Source organism: uncultured Algibacter sp. (genome assembly GCF_947487605.1).
Taxonomy (GTDB): domain Bacteria; phylum Bacteroidota; class Bacteroidia; order Flavobacteriales; family Flavobacteriaceae; genus Algibacter_D.
On record NZ_CANKXK010000003.1, the window covers coordinates 67,408 to 83,859 of the forward strand.

Below are 16,452 nucleotides of genomic sequence, written 5' to 3' on the forward strand. Positions count from 1 at the left end.
CAAAAAAAGGCGACAAAATGCTATATACTATACTAAAAATTGAAATAAATCTGGCTTATCGTTTAGATAATCTCCGTAAAAATTATGAGCCATCATTTTAGCAATAAGTGGCTCTAAGTCTGTGGCAGATTTTAATTGCACCCCTACTACTGCCGATCCATTTTCTCTATTCGTCTTTTTTGCATATTGAAAATAAGTAATATCATCATTCTCTCCTAAAATATCGACCACAAAATCTTTTAAAGCACCCGCTCGCTGTGGAAATTTTACAATAAAATAGTGTTTTAAATTGGCATATAATAAAGCACGTTCTTTTATTTCGGATGTTCGAGTAATATCATTGTTGCTTCCGCTTACAACGCATACCACTTTTTTACCCTTAATCTCATCAGCATAAAAATCTAGTGCTGCAATACTTAATGCACCTGCTGGCTCAACTACAACTGCATCTTTGTTATAAAGTTCTAAAATAGTTTCGCAAACTTTACCTTCTGGAACGGTAATCATATCATCTAGATTCACTTTACAGATTTCAAAATTCAAATCGCCAACACGTTTTACTGCGGCACCATCTATAAATTTTTCGATAGATTCTAATGTTGTATTTTTATTGTTTTTAATAGATTCAGTCATCGACGGAGCACCTTCTGGCTCAACACCAATAATTTTTGTACTTGGAGACAGCTCCTTAAACACTGTCGATAATCCCGAGGCTAATCCACCTCCTCCAACTGCTAAAAACACGTAGTCAATTGGTGTTTCTGATTGTTGTATAATTTCTAAACCAATAGTGGCTTGTCCTTCAATTACCTTTTCATCGTTAAAAGGATGTATAAATGTTTTTCCTAATTTTTCACACTCTAACATGGCTGCGTGATATGCATCATCAAACGTATCTCCTTCTAATTTAATTTCAATAAAATCTTCGCCAAACATTTTTACCTGTTCCACCTTTTGGTTTGGTGTTGGAGCAGGCATATAAATAGTCCCTTTTATTTTTAAAAGTTTACAAGACAAAGCAACACCTTGCGCATGATTCCCTGCACTTGCACATACCACACCGCTCTCAGATTGCTTAGAAGTTAATGAGTTTAATTTATTATAAGCACCTCTTATTTTGTACGATCGTACTTGTTGTAAATCTTCACGTTTAAAAAAAATATCTGCATTAAAGCGCTTTGAATATCGTAAACTAGAGCTTAAAGGTGTGACTGCCGATACGTTTTTAATTGTTTTAGCAGCAGCCTTTACATCATCTATACTAGGAAAATAGGATTGTTTTTCCTGATTCATATTTTTATAATTTACTAAAAAAGTTATACCAATTCTATTAAATAAAAAACCTGTCAAAAATAAAATCCGACAGGTTCTAAAAAATATAGTTTAGTTTAGTTGTGTTCTATACTATTGGTTTCATTGCTGTCATAGATGCTCTTAAAAACTCACCTACTTTTTCAACTGGATGATTTCTTAAAGCTGCATTTACTTCAATAAGCTTAGCGTTATCAACACCTTCGCCATTATCTTTTGCATAAGGTTTTCCTATAACATCTGTTTTGATGGTTTTCATGAAATCGGTTAATAAAGGCTTACAAGCATGATCAAATAAATAACATCCGTATTCTGCTGTATCAGAAATTACAGAGTTCATTTCATATAACTTCTTTCTTGCAATGGTGTTTGCAATAAGTGGCGTTTCGTGTAATGATTCGTAGTATGCAGAGGCATCAATAATCCCTGAGTCAGTCATAGCTTCAAAAGCTAACTCAACACCTGCTCTTACCATAGCTACCATTAGGACACCATTATCATAATATTCTTGCTCTGAAATTTCAACATCTCCAGCTGGTGTTTTCTCAAAGTTCGTTTCAGCAGTTGCTGCTCTCCATCCTAATAAATCTTTATCATCGTTAGCCCAATCTGCCATCATACCTGCAGAAAAACGCCCTTCAATAATATCATCCATGTGTTTTTGGAATAACGGACGCATGATATCTTTTAACTCTTCAGATAATTCAAAAGCTTTAATTTTTGCCTTGTTAGACAAACGATCCATCATGTTAGTGACACCACCATATTTAAGTCCTTCTGTTACCGTTTCCCAACCGTATTGAATTAATTTTGAAGCATATCCAGCATCAATACCTTCTTCAACCATTTTATCAAAACAAAGGATAGACCCTGTTTGTAACAATCCACAAAGAATGGTTTGCTCTCCCATTAAATCTGATTTTACCTCAGCAATAAAAGACGATGCTAAAACACCTGCTCTATCACCACCAGTTGCAACAGCATAAGCTTTTGCTTGTGCCCAACCTTTCCCTTCTGGATCATTTTCTTCATGAACAGCAATTAATGTTGGTACACCAAATCCTCTTTTATACTCTTCTCTTACTTCTGTACCAGGGCACTTAGGTGCTACCATGATTACAGTTAAGTCTTTTCTAATTTGCATCCCTTCCTCAACAATATTAAAACCATGAGAATACGATAAAGTAGCTCCTTTTTTCATTAAAGGCATTACGGTATTTACAGCATTTGTATGTTGCTTATCTGGTGTTAGATTTAACACTAAATCTGCAGTAGGAATTAACTCTTGATAATTACCAACAGTAAATCCGTTTTCTGTAGCATTTAAAAAAGATTGACGTTTTTCTGCAATTGCAGCATCACGCAATGCATAAGAAATATCTAAACCAGAATCTCTCATATTCAACCCTTGGTTTAAACCTTGAGCTCCGCATCCTACGATAACAATTTTCTTCCCTTTTAATGCATTTACGCCATCTGTAAATTCTGAAGCGTCCATAAATCTACACTTCGATAATTGATCTAATTTATCTCTTAAAGATAGTGTGTTAAAATAATTTCCCATTCTATTTAATTGTAATTATTGGTTATTGAATGCTGATAGCATTTCAGTTATTTTCATTTCGTCTTTTGTTACTGCAATTCTTCCTGAACGTACAAATTGCATAATGCCAAACACGTTTAAATCTCGACGTAAAGATTCAATCTCATTTCTTCTACCCGATTTTTCAAGTACAAAAAATTCTTTATTTACGGTTACTATATTAGAATCACTTTCCTTTATTATATTTTGAATTTGTGGTTCATCAAAAAGTAAATCAGACTTTATTTTGAACATGCAAGATTCAGTAAAAATAGTCTCTTCATCTGTGTGACAATAAGCCTTTATTGTTTCTACTTGCTTTTCAATCTGTTTAACAATTTTTATAGCATTTGTTTCTGTAACATTAACAACAATAACGAAACGATTAACACCGTCAATCTCTGATTGAGAAGTGGTTAAGCTTTCTATATTGATATGTCTTCGCTGAAAAATAGCGGAAATCCGATTCAATAAACCGATATTATTTTCGGTATATACTGATATAGTTAGTGATTTTATCTCTTCGTTCATGTCTTTTTTAATTTAGCTTAAACGGATATCTGAAACCGATGCTCCCGACGGAATCATTGGGAATACGTTATCTTCTTTTTCTACACAAACCTCTAAAAAGTAAGATTCTTTTGAAGTCATCATTTCTTTTACAGCATCTGCTAATTCTTCACGCTTAATTACTTTTCTAGCTTTTATATAATAACCTTCAGCAATAGCTACAAAATTAGGGTTTGTCATTTCGGTAGAAGCATAACGCTTATCGAAAAATAACTGTTGCCATTGGCGTACCATTCCTAAAAACTCATTATTAAGCACCACAATTTTAACAGCTGCTTTTTGCTGAAAAATGGTTCCTAGTTCTTGAATATTCATTTGGTAACCACCATCACCAATAATAGCAACTACTTCGCGTTCTGGTGCGGCCATTTTTGCTCCAATAGCTGCTGGAAGTGCAAACCCCATAGTCCCTAAACCACCAGAAGTAATATTACTTTTAGTGATATTAAAATCAGAGTATCTACAAGCAATCATTTGATGTTGTCCTACATCTGAAACAATAGCTGCATTTCCTTTACTTTCAATATTTATTTGCTTCAATACCTCACCCATAGTCAATCCTTCTTTTGTAGGGTGGAGGTCATTTTTGATTACCTTTTCAAATTCAATAGTATATAAATTTTTGAATTCTTGTAACCAAGATTCATGAGTATTTTCATTTAATGCATCAAAAAGCATTGCTAAGCTTTCTTTTGAATTTCCTAAAACAGCGACATCCGTTTTTACATTTTTATCAATTTCCGCAGGGTCAATATCAAAATGAATAATTTTTGCTTGTTTAGCATAAGTATCTAAACTGCCTGTAACACGGTCGTCAAAACGCATTCCAATAGCAATCAACACATCACACTCGTTTGTTAGTTTATTAGGCGCATAATTACCGTGCATACCAACCATACCTATATTTAATGGATGTGATGTTGGTAATGCCGAAGCTCCTAAAATAGTCCAAGCAGCAGGTATTCCAGCTTTTTCAATAACTGCTTTAAGTTCCTCTTCAGCCTGTCCTAAAATAACCCCTTGCCCCCAAACAATCATGGGTTTTTTAGCATTATTTATTAATTCCGCAGCAGCGTTAATAGATGCTTGACTTGTTTTTGGAACAGGGTAATAACTCCTTACCCCTTTACATTTTTCATATTTAAAGTCTAACTCTCCAAATTGCGCATCTTTAGTAATATCTACAAGTACTGGCCCTGGTCTTCCGCTTCTAGCAATGTAAAATGCTTTTGCTATAGCCTCTGGAATATCTTCTGATTTAGTAACTTGGCAATTCCATTTCGTTACTGGTGTAGAAATTCCAACAATATCGGTTTCTTGAAAGGCATCACTACCTAATAAATGTGATGGCACTTGCCCTGTAATACACACTAAGGGTGTAGAATCTATTTGCGCATCAGCGATACCTGTAATTAGGTTGGTAGCTCCTGGTCCAGAAGTTGCCATAGCAACACCTACTTTACCAGAAATTCTAGCATAACCTTGAGCTGCATGAGCAGCACCTTGCTCATGGCGTGTTAAAACGTGATGAATTTTATCTTGAAATTTGTATAATTCATCATAAACAGGCATAATTGCTCCTCCTGGATATCCATAAAGAATATCAACGCCTTCTGCCATTAAGCTTCTTACTATAGCTTCGCTACCTGATATACGTTGTGTTTTTTCTGCCACTTCTTGTTTCGTATTTATTGTTTGTGTTTTCATAATTCTCACTTTTATTGAGATTTCCACCTTCGCGGAAATGAAAAAATTTTATGTGTTATGCATCCGTTACACAGCCTTGTGAAGCCGATGCTACCGATTTTGCATATTTGTATAGTATTCCTTTTTTGTGCTTTAACGCTGGTTGTACCCATTGTGCTTTTCTTTCTGCTAATTCTTCATCAGAAAGCAACACGTTAATAGAGTTATCTTCAGCACTAATTCTAATTTTATCACCTGTTTTTAATAAACCTATCGCTCCTCCTGTTTGTGCTTCTGGCGTGATATGCCCCACAACAAAACCATGAGTTCCTCCAGAGAAACGGCCATCTGTAATTAAAGCCACAGATTTTCCTAAACCAGCACCCATAATTAATGAGGTTGGTTTTAACATTTCTGGCATTCCTGGACCTCCTTTTGGACCGACATACCGAATGACGACTACATCTCCTCGCTCTACTTCGCCATTTGAAATACCTGTGTTTGCTGCTTGTTCTCCATCATAAACAACTGCTTTTCCTTCAAACAATAACCCTTCATTTCCAGATATTTTTGCTACAGCGCCTTCCGAAGCTAAATTCCCATAAAGAATCTGTAAATTTCCTGAAGACTTTAAAGCTTTATCTTTTGGATAAATAACATCTTGACTATCTTCTTCAAATGAAAGTGGCTCAACATCTGCTAAATTCTCTGCTAATGTTTTTCCAGTTACCGTTAAACAATCGCCATGTAAATAACCATTATCGAGTAAATATTTCATAACTGCTGGAGTTCCTCCAACACCATGAACATCTTCCATTAAGTATTTTCCACTAGGTTTTAAATCTGCAATTAAAGGTGTTCTATCACTGACACGTTGAAAATCTTCTAATGTAAAGTCAATATCAGCAGCATGTGCAATGGCTAAAAAATGTAGTACCGCATTTGTAGAACCTCCTAAAGCGTTTACCAATGCTATTGCATTTTCAATAGATTTTTTTGAAATAATATCTAGAGGTTTTAAATCTAGCTCTAAAAGATTTTTTATTGCTCTAGCGGTTCTTTCACTTTCAGATAATTTATTTGGGTTTTCAGCAGGAATAGACGAGTTATAAGGTAATGCAAACCCCATACATTCTATTGCTGAAGCCATCGTGTTTGCTGTGTACATACCGCCACACGCTCCCGCTCCTGGAATAGCCCTTCTTATAATATCTCTATATTCTTCTTCTTCAATCTCACCAGCCACTTTTTGACCTAAAGCTTCAAAAGCTGAAACAATATTTAATTTTCTTCCTTTGTATTTTCCAGATGCAATCGTACCGCCATACATCATAATTGATGGACGATTTAATCGTAACATAGCTATAACGGCTCCTGGCATGTTTTTATCACAACCCACAACAGAAATAAGCGCATCATAACTTTGGGCATTCATAACGGTTTCAATAGAATCTGCAATAATATCACGAGAGGCTAAAGAATAATTCATTCCAGAAGTTCCCATAGAAATACCATCACTAACCCCAATAGTATTGAATCCTAAACCAACTAAATCTGCAATTTTACACTCAATCTTAACTTCGGCTGCCAATCCATTTAAGTGCATATTACAAGGGTTCCCGTCGTAACCTGTACTAGCAATACCCACTTGAGCTTTCTTCATATCCTCATCCGTTAAACCCACTGCATATAGCATGGCTTGAGAAGCTGGTTGAGATTCATCCTGTGTTAGTCTTTTACTATGTTTATTAAGTTCCTTCATATTTACTGCAAAAAATTTCGCCTATCTTCCTTAATGTTGGTTATTTTCTTCATTTTTAAGAATATGCTTGAAAAATCTACAAACCTCTTAAAAAGATTACGAAATTAAATTATTACATTCTTAAATCTACTTTTTACTGCATTCCTTGGTTAAATTCAGCATTATAAAAATTAGTTTAAAATACTGATTAACAAATGTTTAAATGATTATTTTTATGATGTCCAAAATTGAAAAAATATTCCATAAAAAAAGCCTTCCGTTTTGGGAAGGCTTTTAAAATTTATTTTCGTTTTAAAATACCATTCCCTATCGCTGTGAAATAATCACAACAACACTAATAGAAACGATATTTAATATTTGTTTTTTCATCTTAACACTACAAATATTTACATTTATTTTAAAACCACCTATTCTTTTTTGAAAAAAATAAAAATCGACGTTCATATTCTTTTATTTTTTTACTTTTGCATGATTAATAATAATGAGGAAAGATTTGACTGATTGCAACCTCAAGAAAAAATGCTAAAGGCAGTGTAAACTTCCTGAGACGCTATCGTCAAATCTCAAAAAAATAAATTAAAATGGCCTATTTATTTACTTCGGAAAGTGTTTCTGAAGGACACCCAGATAAAGTTGCAGATCAAATTAGTGATGCACTAATAGATAACTTTTTAGCATTCGACATAGATTCTAAAGTCGCATGTGAAACACTTGTTACAACAGGACAAGTGGTACTTGCTGGCGAAGTAAAATCGAATACCTATTTAGATGTTCAAAAAATTGCGAGAGATACTATAAACAAAATTGGCTATACCAAAGGTGAATATATGTTTGATGGTAATTCTTGTGGTGTATTTTCTGCAATTCACGAGCAGTCTGAAGATATTAATCAAGGTGTTGACAGAGGCAGTAAAGAAGAACAAGGTGCTGGCGACCAAGGGATGATGTTTGGTTATGCAACTAACGAAACTGAAAATTTTATGCCTCTAGCGTTAGATCTATCACATAGAATTTTAAAAGAACTTTCCGATTTAAGACGTAAAAATAAAGCTATCGCTTATTTAAGACCAGATTCTAAAAGTCAGGTTACTATTGAGTATAGCGATGATAATATCCCACAACGTATTGATGCTATTGTAGTTTCAACACAGCATGATGATTTTGCGGATGACGATGCTATGCTTGCAAAAATCAGAAAAGATATTGTTGATATTTTAATCCCTAGAGTCGTTGCTAAACTTCCAGAGTCTATTCAAAAATTATTTAATGATGATATTAAATATCACATTAATCCGACAGGCAAGTTTGTTATTGGAGGCCCTCATGGAGATACTGGATTAACAGGGCGAAAAATAATTGTTGATACTTATGGCGGAAAAGGTGCTCATGGTGGTGGCGCTTTCTCTGGAAAAGACCCAAGTAAAGTAGATAGAAGTGCAGCTTATGCTACACGCCATATTGCTAAAAATTTGGTTGCTGCTGGTGTAGCAGATGAAATTCTTGTACAAGTAAGTTACGCCATTGGCGTGGTAGAACCTATGGGTATATTTGTAGACACATACGGTACTTGTCCTTTTAACATGACCGATGGCGAAATAGCAGAGAAAGTATCTAAGATTTTTGATATGCGCCCATTTGCTATTGAAGACCGCTTAAAACTACGCTCACCAATTTATAGCGAAACTGCTGCTTATGGACATATGGGACGTAGCAATCGTGTGGTTTCTAAAACTTTTAGCCAACCTAATGGTGAAAGTAAAACGCTTGATGTAGAATTATTTACATGGGAGAAGTTGGATTATGTTGAGAAGGTAAAAGAAGCTTTTGAGCTTTAAATAAACTCGTAAAAAGAGGGTGTTTAAAAAGCACCAATTATACGTCATTACTATAGAAGTTAACTAATTCGAGGACAATTTTGATTTCGAAGTAATCTCATAATCAAAAATCTGAATTTAAAAGATTCCTTCACTTTGTTCGGAATGACACCTTTTAGACAGTCTTTTTTAATTATACCAACTTAACTTTGTAAAAATTTCTGCTATATTAGTTCAATTCTTATATGAGTTACTTGTAATGTTCCCATAGCTATCAGAATTGTTTCTGTATTAAAACAATATCATATCAATTAAAGTTCTTTACAACCTGAAAGCTAGCATCAATGTATCACATTAATTTTGAATCTGGTCAACCAACATTCAATAAATATAAGAGCTATTTCTACCTTTAGGTTTTAACAACTTTATCTTCAAAAAATGTGAACAAAAAAAACAGATAAAACAGATAAATAAAACATATCTTTTTTAACTTGTGAAGTTGAATTTGATTCGGAATGACAAAAGAAAGAATTGACATAGAAAAGATTAACGAACAACTATTTGAAACAAAAGTAGTTGAACCAGATAACTATAAAGCAGCTTCTTTTACACATTATTTGCAGAATCATATTAACGGCGTTTCGCAGTTCTACAAAAAAGATGCGCTTGCATTTGTTAAGGAAATACTTGTAAAAGAATATCCAACAAATGAAATTACCTATAAGGTTACAGAAGAAGCTTTGCAATATTTAATTTTTGATTTAAACAAAACAGTTCCTTTTCCAGCACCTGAAAAACCCAAATTTAAATTTATTGACCTATTTGCTGGAATTGGGGGATTTAGGATGGCACTTCAAAACCTTGAAGGAAAGTGCGTGTTTACGAGCGAATGGGATAAACATTCAAAACAAACTTACAAAGCCAACTTTGGCGAAATACCATTTGGCGACATTACAAAAGAAAAGACAAAAAGTTATATCCCTGACAATTTCGATGTACTTTGTGCTGGTTTTCCTTGTCAAGCTTTTTCTATTGCTGGAAGACGTGGCGGATTTGAAGATACTCGTGGAACATTGTTTTTTGATGTAGCAGAGATTATTAAAAAGAAAAAACCAAAAGCAATATTCCTCGAAAATGTAAAAGGTTTAAGAAATCACGACAAAGGAAAAACTCTAAAAACTATTTTAAATGTACTTCGAGAAGATTTAGGCTACTACGTGCCAGAACCGCAAATATTGAATGCTAAAGAATTTGGAGTTCCTCAAAATCGTGAAAGAATTTTTATAATTGGATTCCGCAAAGATTTAGAAATAACTGATTTCCACTATCCTGAACCAACAAATAAAGATGCAATTTTAGACGATATTTTAGAACAGGAAGAAGTTTCAGTAAAATATTATCTATCTACAACATACGTTCAAACTTTAAAAAAACATCGAGCACGCCACGAAAGCAAAGGTAATGGATTTGGTTACCAAATAATACCCAATAACGGAACTGCAAATGCGGTTGTTTGTGGCGGTATGGGCAGAGAACGAAATTTAGTTTTAGACGATAGATTAACAAATTTTGTTCCCGTAACTCATATTACAGGAGAAGTGAATCGTGAAGGAATTAGAAAAATGACACCAAGAGAATGGGCTAGACTCCAAGGGTTTCCAGACAATTTTAAAATTATAGTATCAGACGCACAAGCTTATAAACAATTCGGAAATTCAGTTGCAGTTCCCGCTATCCAAGCCACAGCGAAAAAAATTATAGAGAAACTTAACCGCAAATGATAAAAGGGAATATTGGAGAATGGAGCGAAATTTATACGCTTTTAAAAATCGTTGGCGATAAAAAATTATTCGCTGGAAATAGTGATTTGGAAAAACTTGAATCTTTAATCTTTCCAATAATCAAAGTTCTTCGTGATGAATCTAACGGAACATTTGAATACTCTTATGATAATGACATAGTTGTTATTAGTGGTAATGAACAACAATTCAGGATTCCTTTATCAAAATTTAAAGAATTAGCTTCTCAATTATTGCAGTATTTAAAGACCTTTTCTGAAACAACATCCTCCTTTCCTGATATAGAACTTTTCTTAAATTCCTTTAACTGTTATTCACTCAAAGCTAAATCTTCAGTAAAAAGCGACATAAGGATTATCATTCACGACCAAAGAACTGGAACTAAACCAGAATTAGGTTTTAGTATTAAATCACAATTGGGAAAGCCAGCAACTCTTTTCAATTCTTCACAAGGCTCTAATTTTATATACAGAATTGATGAAATAAAGCTATCTCACAATCAAATAGAAGAAATAAACAATTTAAATACGCGAAGTAAAATTCAAGATAGGGTAAAAATGATCTTGGCTTATGGAGCGACACTAAACTTTCAAAAGACAGAAGGTTCAATTTTTCATAATAACCTAACATTGATTGATAGCCTATTACCTGAAATTTTATCCGAGATTATTATAAATTTCAGTACATCAAAATTTAACAAGCTAATAGATTTAATCGAAACTATTAAATCCAAAAACCCTTTAAATTTTGATATATCCAACAATCATTCTTTTTATAATTACAAAATAAAGCGATTACTTTCAGACATTGCTTTAGGCATGGTACCAACAACTGTTTGGACTGGTCAATTAGATACAACAGGAGGTTATTTAGTAATAAAAGAAGATGGCGAAATATTATGCTATCACATTTACAATAGAAATGAATTTGAAGATTATTTGTTAGCAAATACCAAAATCATCAATCCAAGTTCAACAAGGCTAAAATTTGGTAAGGTTTATGAACAAAATAGAAATCAATATTTCAAACTAAACCTTCAAATAAGATTTATAAAATAACTCTCGACAGTTACTACAAATCTTATAGTCAATTCATATAAGCTTAACAAAGTTGTAAAAAAACATATTTCTGCCAATCCTTAAAACTAATCAGAACGCAGAAAGCCTGTAGACAAACATCTTAATAAGGTAATAATAGCCATTTGATGTATTAAAGTTTCTTTTTTACTCAAAAATAAGCACCTGCTTTCCATCCTACTTGCCTTATACTAAACAATAAACGAAACGAACCCCCTAAATCTCATAACGAATCCTAAAAGTAACAAAACGTGGTTGTATAAACGTTTCTGAATTTAGAACAGAAATATTATTCGCGCTGTTTCTGGCTCTAGAATCTATATCTAAAAGGTTGGTTGCTTTTATTTCGTATTCCCATTTGGCATCTCTGTTTTTTCTATACGCAAGCGACGCATCCCAAGTTTCGAAAGTCTGCTCTGGTTGCGAACCACCATCTTGATTGGTATACGTATACTCCGTTTTAAAAGTTACCGATTTCCAGATGTAGGCATCAAAATCTATTGATGGTGCTTTAGTAACAAACTTTGTAGAGCTTGTTCCTTGGTTATTATCTGAAACGCTGTAACGATATCTTACTCTTACATTGGGGGCTTCTCTAAAATTGGTGCGTAATTCTGGTCTGTAACTTTGTGTAAAGCGCTCATTTAAAGACTGACGTCCTTGGATAAATTGATTAATCTTACTATAATTAAAATCGGCCGAAAGACCTGCTCTTAGTTTACCAAATGTACGTTGCACGCGCCCGTTTGCTGAGATACTTTCATCTGCAAAATCTGAATTAAAAAAAGTGCTTGTTCGGATTACATTTTCGAAATTTGTTAATCCACGAATCTGGTCTATATTCTTATTGTAAGATACACGCGCAAATACATTTGTATAATTAAACAAGTTAAAACTACTATAAAACAAACTTACATTATGCGATAAGGCATTTTGTAATTCGGGTTCTCCAAATTGAATACTATTAAAGTTGTTAAACACCAACCCTTGTGCTAAACGTGTAACATCGGTAAATTGATTTCGCATGTTATATCGAAGAGTTAAACTTTCACTCTTTTTAAATTGAAGGCGCGTCTCAAAATCTGGTAAAAATCTAAAGAAATTCTCTTTATACGTTTCTCCAAACTGACTATTTTTATTTGAATAAGCGTGTACAGAAAACCCAGGAGTAAATGTAAATATACCTGCTTTTAAGGTATAATGAAGCCCCAAATAAATATCGCTAAAGTTATAATCTGTATCGTTAGTTACTCGTCCATCATTAAAGTTTGGGATTGGATTTAATTGCGAATCGTTTTCTAAAAACTGAAACATATTTGAATTGAATTCTTGAGTGCTTAAAATCGTTCCTAAAGTGAAATTGATATTACTTTTAGCATTTAGGATATTATAATAATCGAGTTTCGCATCTAACTGGTTTGACTTTATCAATCTGTTCTGTCCTAAATCATAATTATTTAAAGCTGTATTAAAGCCAATGGCATCTGCTGTGTTATCGAAAACATCTTCATTATCTGGGTCGTTTACTAATAGCGCATTGTAGAACGGATCTTCATTTTTTATGAGATGCTGTGCTTCAAAAGCAAAAATATTATTTTCGTCAAGGGTATAGTAATAATTTAAATTCTGATTAATACTAAACGGTGTTACTTCGTCGTACTGTATAGTATTCCCGAGTACTACATCAGAGATTAAATTTTGGTTTTGTATGTCTTCTGAAAAACGCCCTAAAACATTATAGTCTAATTGGTTATTTACATTCGGCTTATATGAAGCACTTAACTTTAACAACCCTTGATTAGAACGTTCCTTGCTACTTTGCTCTGTCGCTTCATCTGGAATTCCTAAATCGGAATCTGTGTATTGCACAAAACTCGTTTCTTTAGATAATATGCGACTGCTATTATAAATTGCAAATCCGCTGATGTCTAAAGCCTTGTTTGGAGAATAACTAAAATTAGACGCTGCGAGTTTATTCTCTATTTCTAGTGCATTATTTTGAGTGGTTAAGAAATTAAGTCCGTTATCACCTAAATTTATAGTTGTACCACTACTTCTGCTAGGTGCCCTAAAACCACCACCAAAGCCTCGAATGTCGCGGCGCGATAGAGCTAATTCACCAATATTGTTTAAATCACCTATAAAATTTAGACTAAATTTAGGGCTATAATAAAATAGTTTGGGTTGCGCCAGATACAATTCACTATCAGGAGATGCGCCACCTCCAGCAGTTACATTACCAAACCAAAAGTTTTCTTTTCCTTCTTTAAGCTTAATGTTTAAGGCAACATTATCTTGATTATTAGTAACCCCATTTAACTGGCTAACCTCGGAATAATTTCTCAATACCTGTACTTTATCTACCGCATTAGACGGGATATTTTTAGTCGCTAATTTAGTGTCACCATCAAAAAAATCTTTGCCATTTACCATAAGTTTGTTAACCACTTTACCTTCTACTTCTACCTGCCCATCATCATTTATTTCTATTCCTGGTAGTTTTTCTAAAACATCTTCTAGTTTACGTTCTGTTCCATTTTTAAAAGAATCGGCATTATAAATCAATGTATCGCCTTTTACAGTTACTGGCATTTCATAAGTAAGTTCGATTGCATCTAAGGTATTATCTGTAATCATTGAAATATCTTTTTCCAAATCTAATTCTTGAGTAGAAATTGTTTCGGTATAGGTTTTCATACCTATGTAACTCACTTGTAAACTGTATGTAGTGTTTTTTGCTAAAGCCAATTTGTATCTGCCTGCATCATTTGTAATACCATAAGACTCCAAGGCTTTAGTTTCTTGGTTTATTGCAATAACATTGGCTAATTCTAGAGGCGCTCCAATGCTATCTCTAACAATACCTTGTAGCTTTACTTGAGACATGGCCAAATTAGCTACGCAAAGTAGCGCTACAAAAATTAGTTTCTTCATGATTTTGGTTAATCGATTTTTTTGATTGATAAAAAATTAAAATTAGCCTCTTCGGCGACCGCCTCTTCTTCCTCTATTCTCTCTAAACTCCTTCATTTTTCCGGTAATAATTTTTTTGTATTCTTTTTTGGTAACAACATTCCCTTTTTCTAAGGTTTTTATTTTTGTTTTTTCTTCGGGATTCATAACCACCTTATTACACAATATAATTGTATTCCCAACATTTACTTCTAGTATTAACCCTGGTAGCCCCCAATAATCTCCTGGGCCTTGGCTTACTGGAATCATTGGTGTATACCATACAATAATTTCTTCCATTTTAACAGCCTCCTCTGTTGGTATTTCTACAGCGTTTATAGCAGGTTTAGTTTGCGAAGAATCATGTTTTTTTTCTGCTTGATTTCTAATAGTTTCCCAAGAAAAATTCCACCAAGAAAAATCAAAAGTCGTTCGTTCACAGGTAGCTTTAAAGCAGGTATACTGTCCTATTTGTTTTGTTTCACTACCCATCTTCCAATTAAGAGACTGTAAACTATCCTTTACCAAAAACTTCTTCCCGTAAAATTCTTGTTCTTGTAAAAAAGTTTTATTCTTTATATTTTTATATTGAATCCCTGGCATAAAATTCTTTCCCCATGAGTCTGTAGCTCCAGAAATAGCATCTAGTTTTTCATCTTCCTTGTACATCGATTCTTCTCTGTTAAAAGTTAGTATATAGGTCTTCTCTAATCTGTTTTGAAGACGTGCAGCTATTTGCTTTTTTTGCTCTTCACTCATTTTTGCCCCAAAACGACCTAATTCCATTGGTGTTTTTGAAAAATAATATGCTTTCCCTTGAAAATCTTGAGCTTGAATTGAAACTGTAACAAATAAGAATAACCAGCTAATCGAAATTTTTTTAATGTATACTTTCATTTTGAGTATCTAAATAGTTTTGTTTAACAAATATAATAATTTATTAAACAATGTTTTTTATATTTAAAAAACATCCTTTAGACATCAATACTAAGCTTAAGTTTAACAGGCTTTTGTTAATAATTCGTTAAATAATCAGCCTCCAATACGAATCATAACACGCTCACCATCTTCGTGACCCCCTCTTCTTGATTGGAATTGTTCCATCATTTCTTTAGATTTTTTGTCGCTAATTTCGTCAAACTCCTTTTGCGTAACTTCTTTGCCTTTTTTAGGTTCAACAATAGAAATTTCTTCTTTTGGATTAAGTACAATTTTTGAGCAGACAAGTGTTAAATCACCGTCATTAACTTCTAAAATTAAACCTGGCAGTCCAAAATAATTCTCTGGACCATTGTTTACAGGTATTTGAGGTGTATACCAAACTGTGGTTGTTCTAGGTTTTGTTTCTTTTGTTAGTTCACCTTTTTCATTTATGGTTTGTGTGGTATATTCATCTTTGAATTCAGCTTTAAAACAGGTATAATCACCAATAAATTTCGTTTCATTTACAAGCTCCCATTTTCTATTTTCTAGACTATCTTTAATTAAAAACACCTTTCCAAATATTTCATTTTTATTAGTATACCTGCTCTCTTTTATGTTCTTATACATTATATCTGAACCTTGAGAAACTTTTATTTGAATGCCCGATTGAATAGGGTTTGGCGCCTCCAACTTTTCTTCCTGTTTGTAAATAGATTCATTTTTATTAAAGGTAAGTGTGTACTCTTGCTGAAACTGTTTTCGTAATTGGGCTTGAATTTGTTCCTGCATTTCGGAGTTCATGTTCTCATCATCCATTTTTAAATCTACCTTGCGATGGGATTTATAGGTTGCAATGCCTTGAAAGTCTTGAGCGGGTAAACTTGCAATAGCGAATAAAATAAACACATAGACATAATTAAACTTCATAACTGTATTCGTTTTTTGATTAATGAGCTACAAATATGAAAAGTAAAAT

General features: G+C 33.4%; 11 protein-coding genes. 3 read left to right on the forward strand and 8 right to left on the reverse strand.

The window, feature by feature from the left end; translation table 11 throughout:
* Positions 1-27: 27 nt before the first annotated feature.
* The 5 genes from ilvA to ilvD form a co-directional block, all read right to left on the reverse strand.
* Positions 28-1,293, reverse strand: coding sequence for a threonine ammonia-lyase IlvA (ilvA, locus tag Q0739_RS04310; RefSeq protein WP_298237475.1), 1,266 nt, complete (start codon positions 1,291-1,293; stop codon positions 28-30).
* 106 nt (positions 1,294-1,399) lie between these two features.
* Positions 1,400-2,875, reverse strand: a complete 1,476-nt coding sequence (gene ilvC / locus Q0739_RS04315; RefSeq protein WP_298237476.1) for a ketol-acid reductoisomerase — start codon at positions 2,873-2,875, stop codon at positions 1,400-1,402.
* Between the two features lie 15 nt (positions 2,876-2,890).
* On the reverse strand, positions 2,891-3,424 hold the full coding sequence (ilvN, locus tag Q0739_RS04320) for an acetolactate synthase small subunit (RefSeq protein WP_298237477.1): 534 nt from the start codon (positions 3,422-3,424) through the stop codon (positions 2,891-2,893).
* Between the two features lie 12 nt (positions 3,425-3,436).
* Positions 3,437-5,170, reverse strand: a complete 1,734-nt coding sequence (gene ilvB, locus Q0739_RS04325) for a biosynthetic-type acetolactate synthase large subunit (protein ID WP_298237478.1) — start codon at positions 5,168-5,170, stop codon at positions 3,437-3,439.
* A 55-nt stretch (positions 5,171-5,225) separates the two neighbouring features.
* Complete coding sequence (gene ilvD, locus Q0739_RS04330; protein WP_298237479.1) at positions 5,226-6,911, reverse strand: dihydroxy-acid dehydratase; 1,686 nt, start codon at positions 6,909-6,911, stop codon at positions 5,226-5,228.
* 581 nt (positions 6,912-7,492) lie between these two features.
* On the opposite strand from ilvD, the gene metK reads away from it, so the two are divergent.
* The 3 genes from metK to Q0739_RS04345 all read left to right on the forward strand — a co-directional run bounded on the left by metK (position 7,493) and on the right by Q0739_RS04345 (position 11,582).
* The gene (metK, locus tag Q0739_RS04335; RefSeq protein ID WP_298237480.1) at positions 7,493-8,746 is read left to right on the forward strand and encodes a methionine adenosyltransferase; all 1,254 of its coding nucleotides are present in this window, start codon (positions 7,493-7,495) and stop codon (positions 8,744-8,746) included.
* A 494-nt stretch (positions 8,747-9,240) separates the two neighbouring features.
* Positions 9,241-10,506: a DNA cytosine methyltransferase gene (locus Q0739_RS04340; RefSeq protein WP_298237481.1), complete on the forward strand. Its 1,266-nt coding sequence runs from the start codon at positions 9,241-9,243 to the stop codon at positions 10,504-10,506.
* On the forward strand, positions 10,503-11,582 hold the full coding sequence (locus Q0739_RS04345; protein ID WP_298237482.1) for an HpaII family restriction endonuclease: 1,080 nt from the start codon (positions 10,503-10,505) through the stop codon (positions 11,580-11,582). The genes Q0739_RS04340 and Q0739_RS04345 overlap by 4 nt, the downstream gene beginning before the upstream one ends.
* A 234-nt stretch (positions 11,583-11,816) precedes the next feature.
* On the opposite strand, the gene Q0739_RS04350 is transcribed toward Q0739_RS04345, so the two are convergent.
* The 3 genes from Q0739_RS04350 to Q0739_RS04360 all read right to left on the reverse strand — a co-directional run bounded on the left by Q0739_RS04350 (position 11,817) and on the right by Q0739_RS04360 (position 16,403).
* The gene (locus Q0739_RS04350; RefSeq protein WP_298237483.1) at positions 11,817-14,534 is read right to left on the reverse strand and encodes a TonB-dependent receptor; all 2,718 of its coding nucleotides are present in this window, start codon (positions 14,532-14,534) and stop codon (positions 11,817-11,819) included.
* A 42-nt stretch (positions 14,535-14,576) separates the two neighbouring features.
* A complete protein-coding gene (locus Q0739_RS04355) occupies positions 14,577-15,449 on the reverse strand; it encodes a GLPGLI family protein (RefSeq protein WP_298237484.1) in 873 nt (290 codons plus the stop codon).
* 135 nt (positions 15,450-15,584) lie between these two features.
* Positions 15,585-16,403 (reverse strand): GLPGLI family protein, encoded by an 819-nt coding sequence (locus tag Q0739_RS04360; RefSeq protein ID WP_298237485.1) that lies wholly within the window; start codon positions 16,401-16,403, stop codon positions 15,585-15,587.
* Positions 16,404-16,452 lie beyond the last annotated feature (49 nt).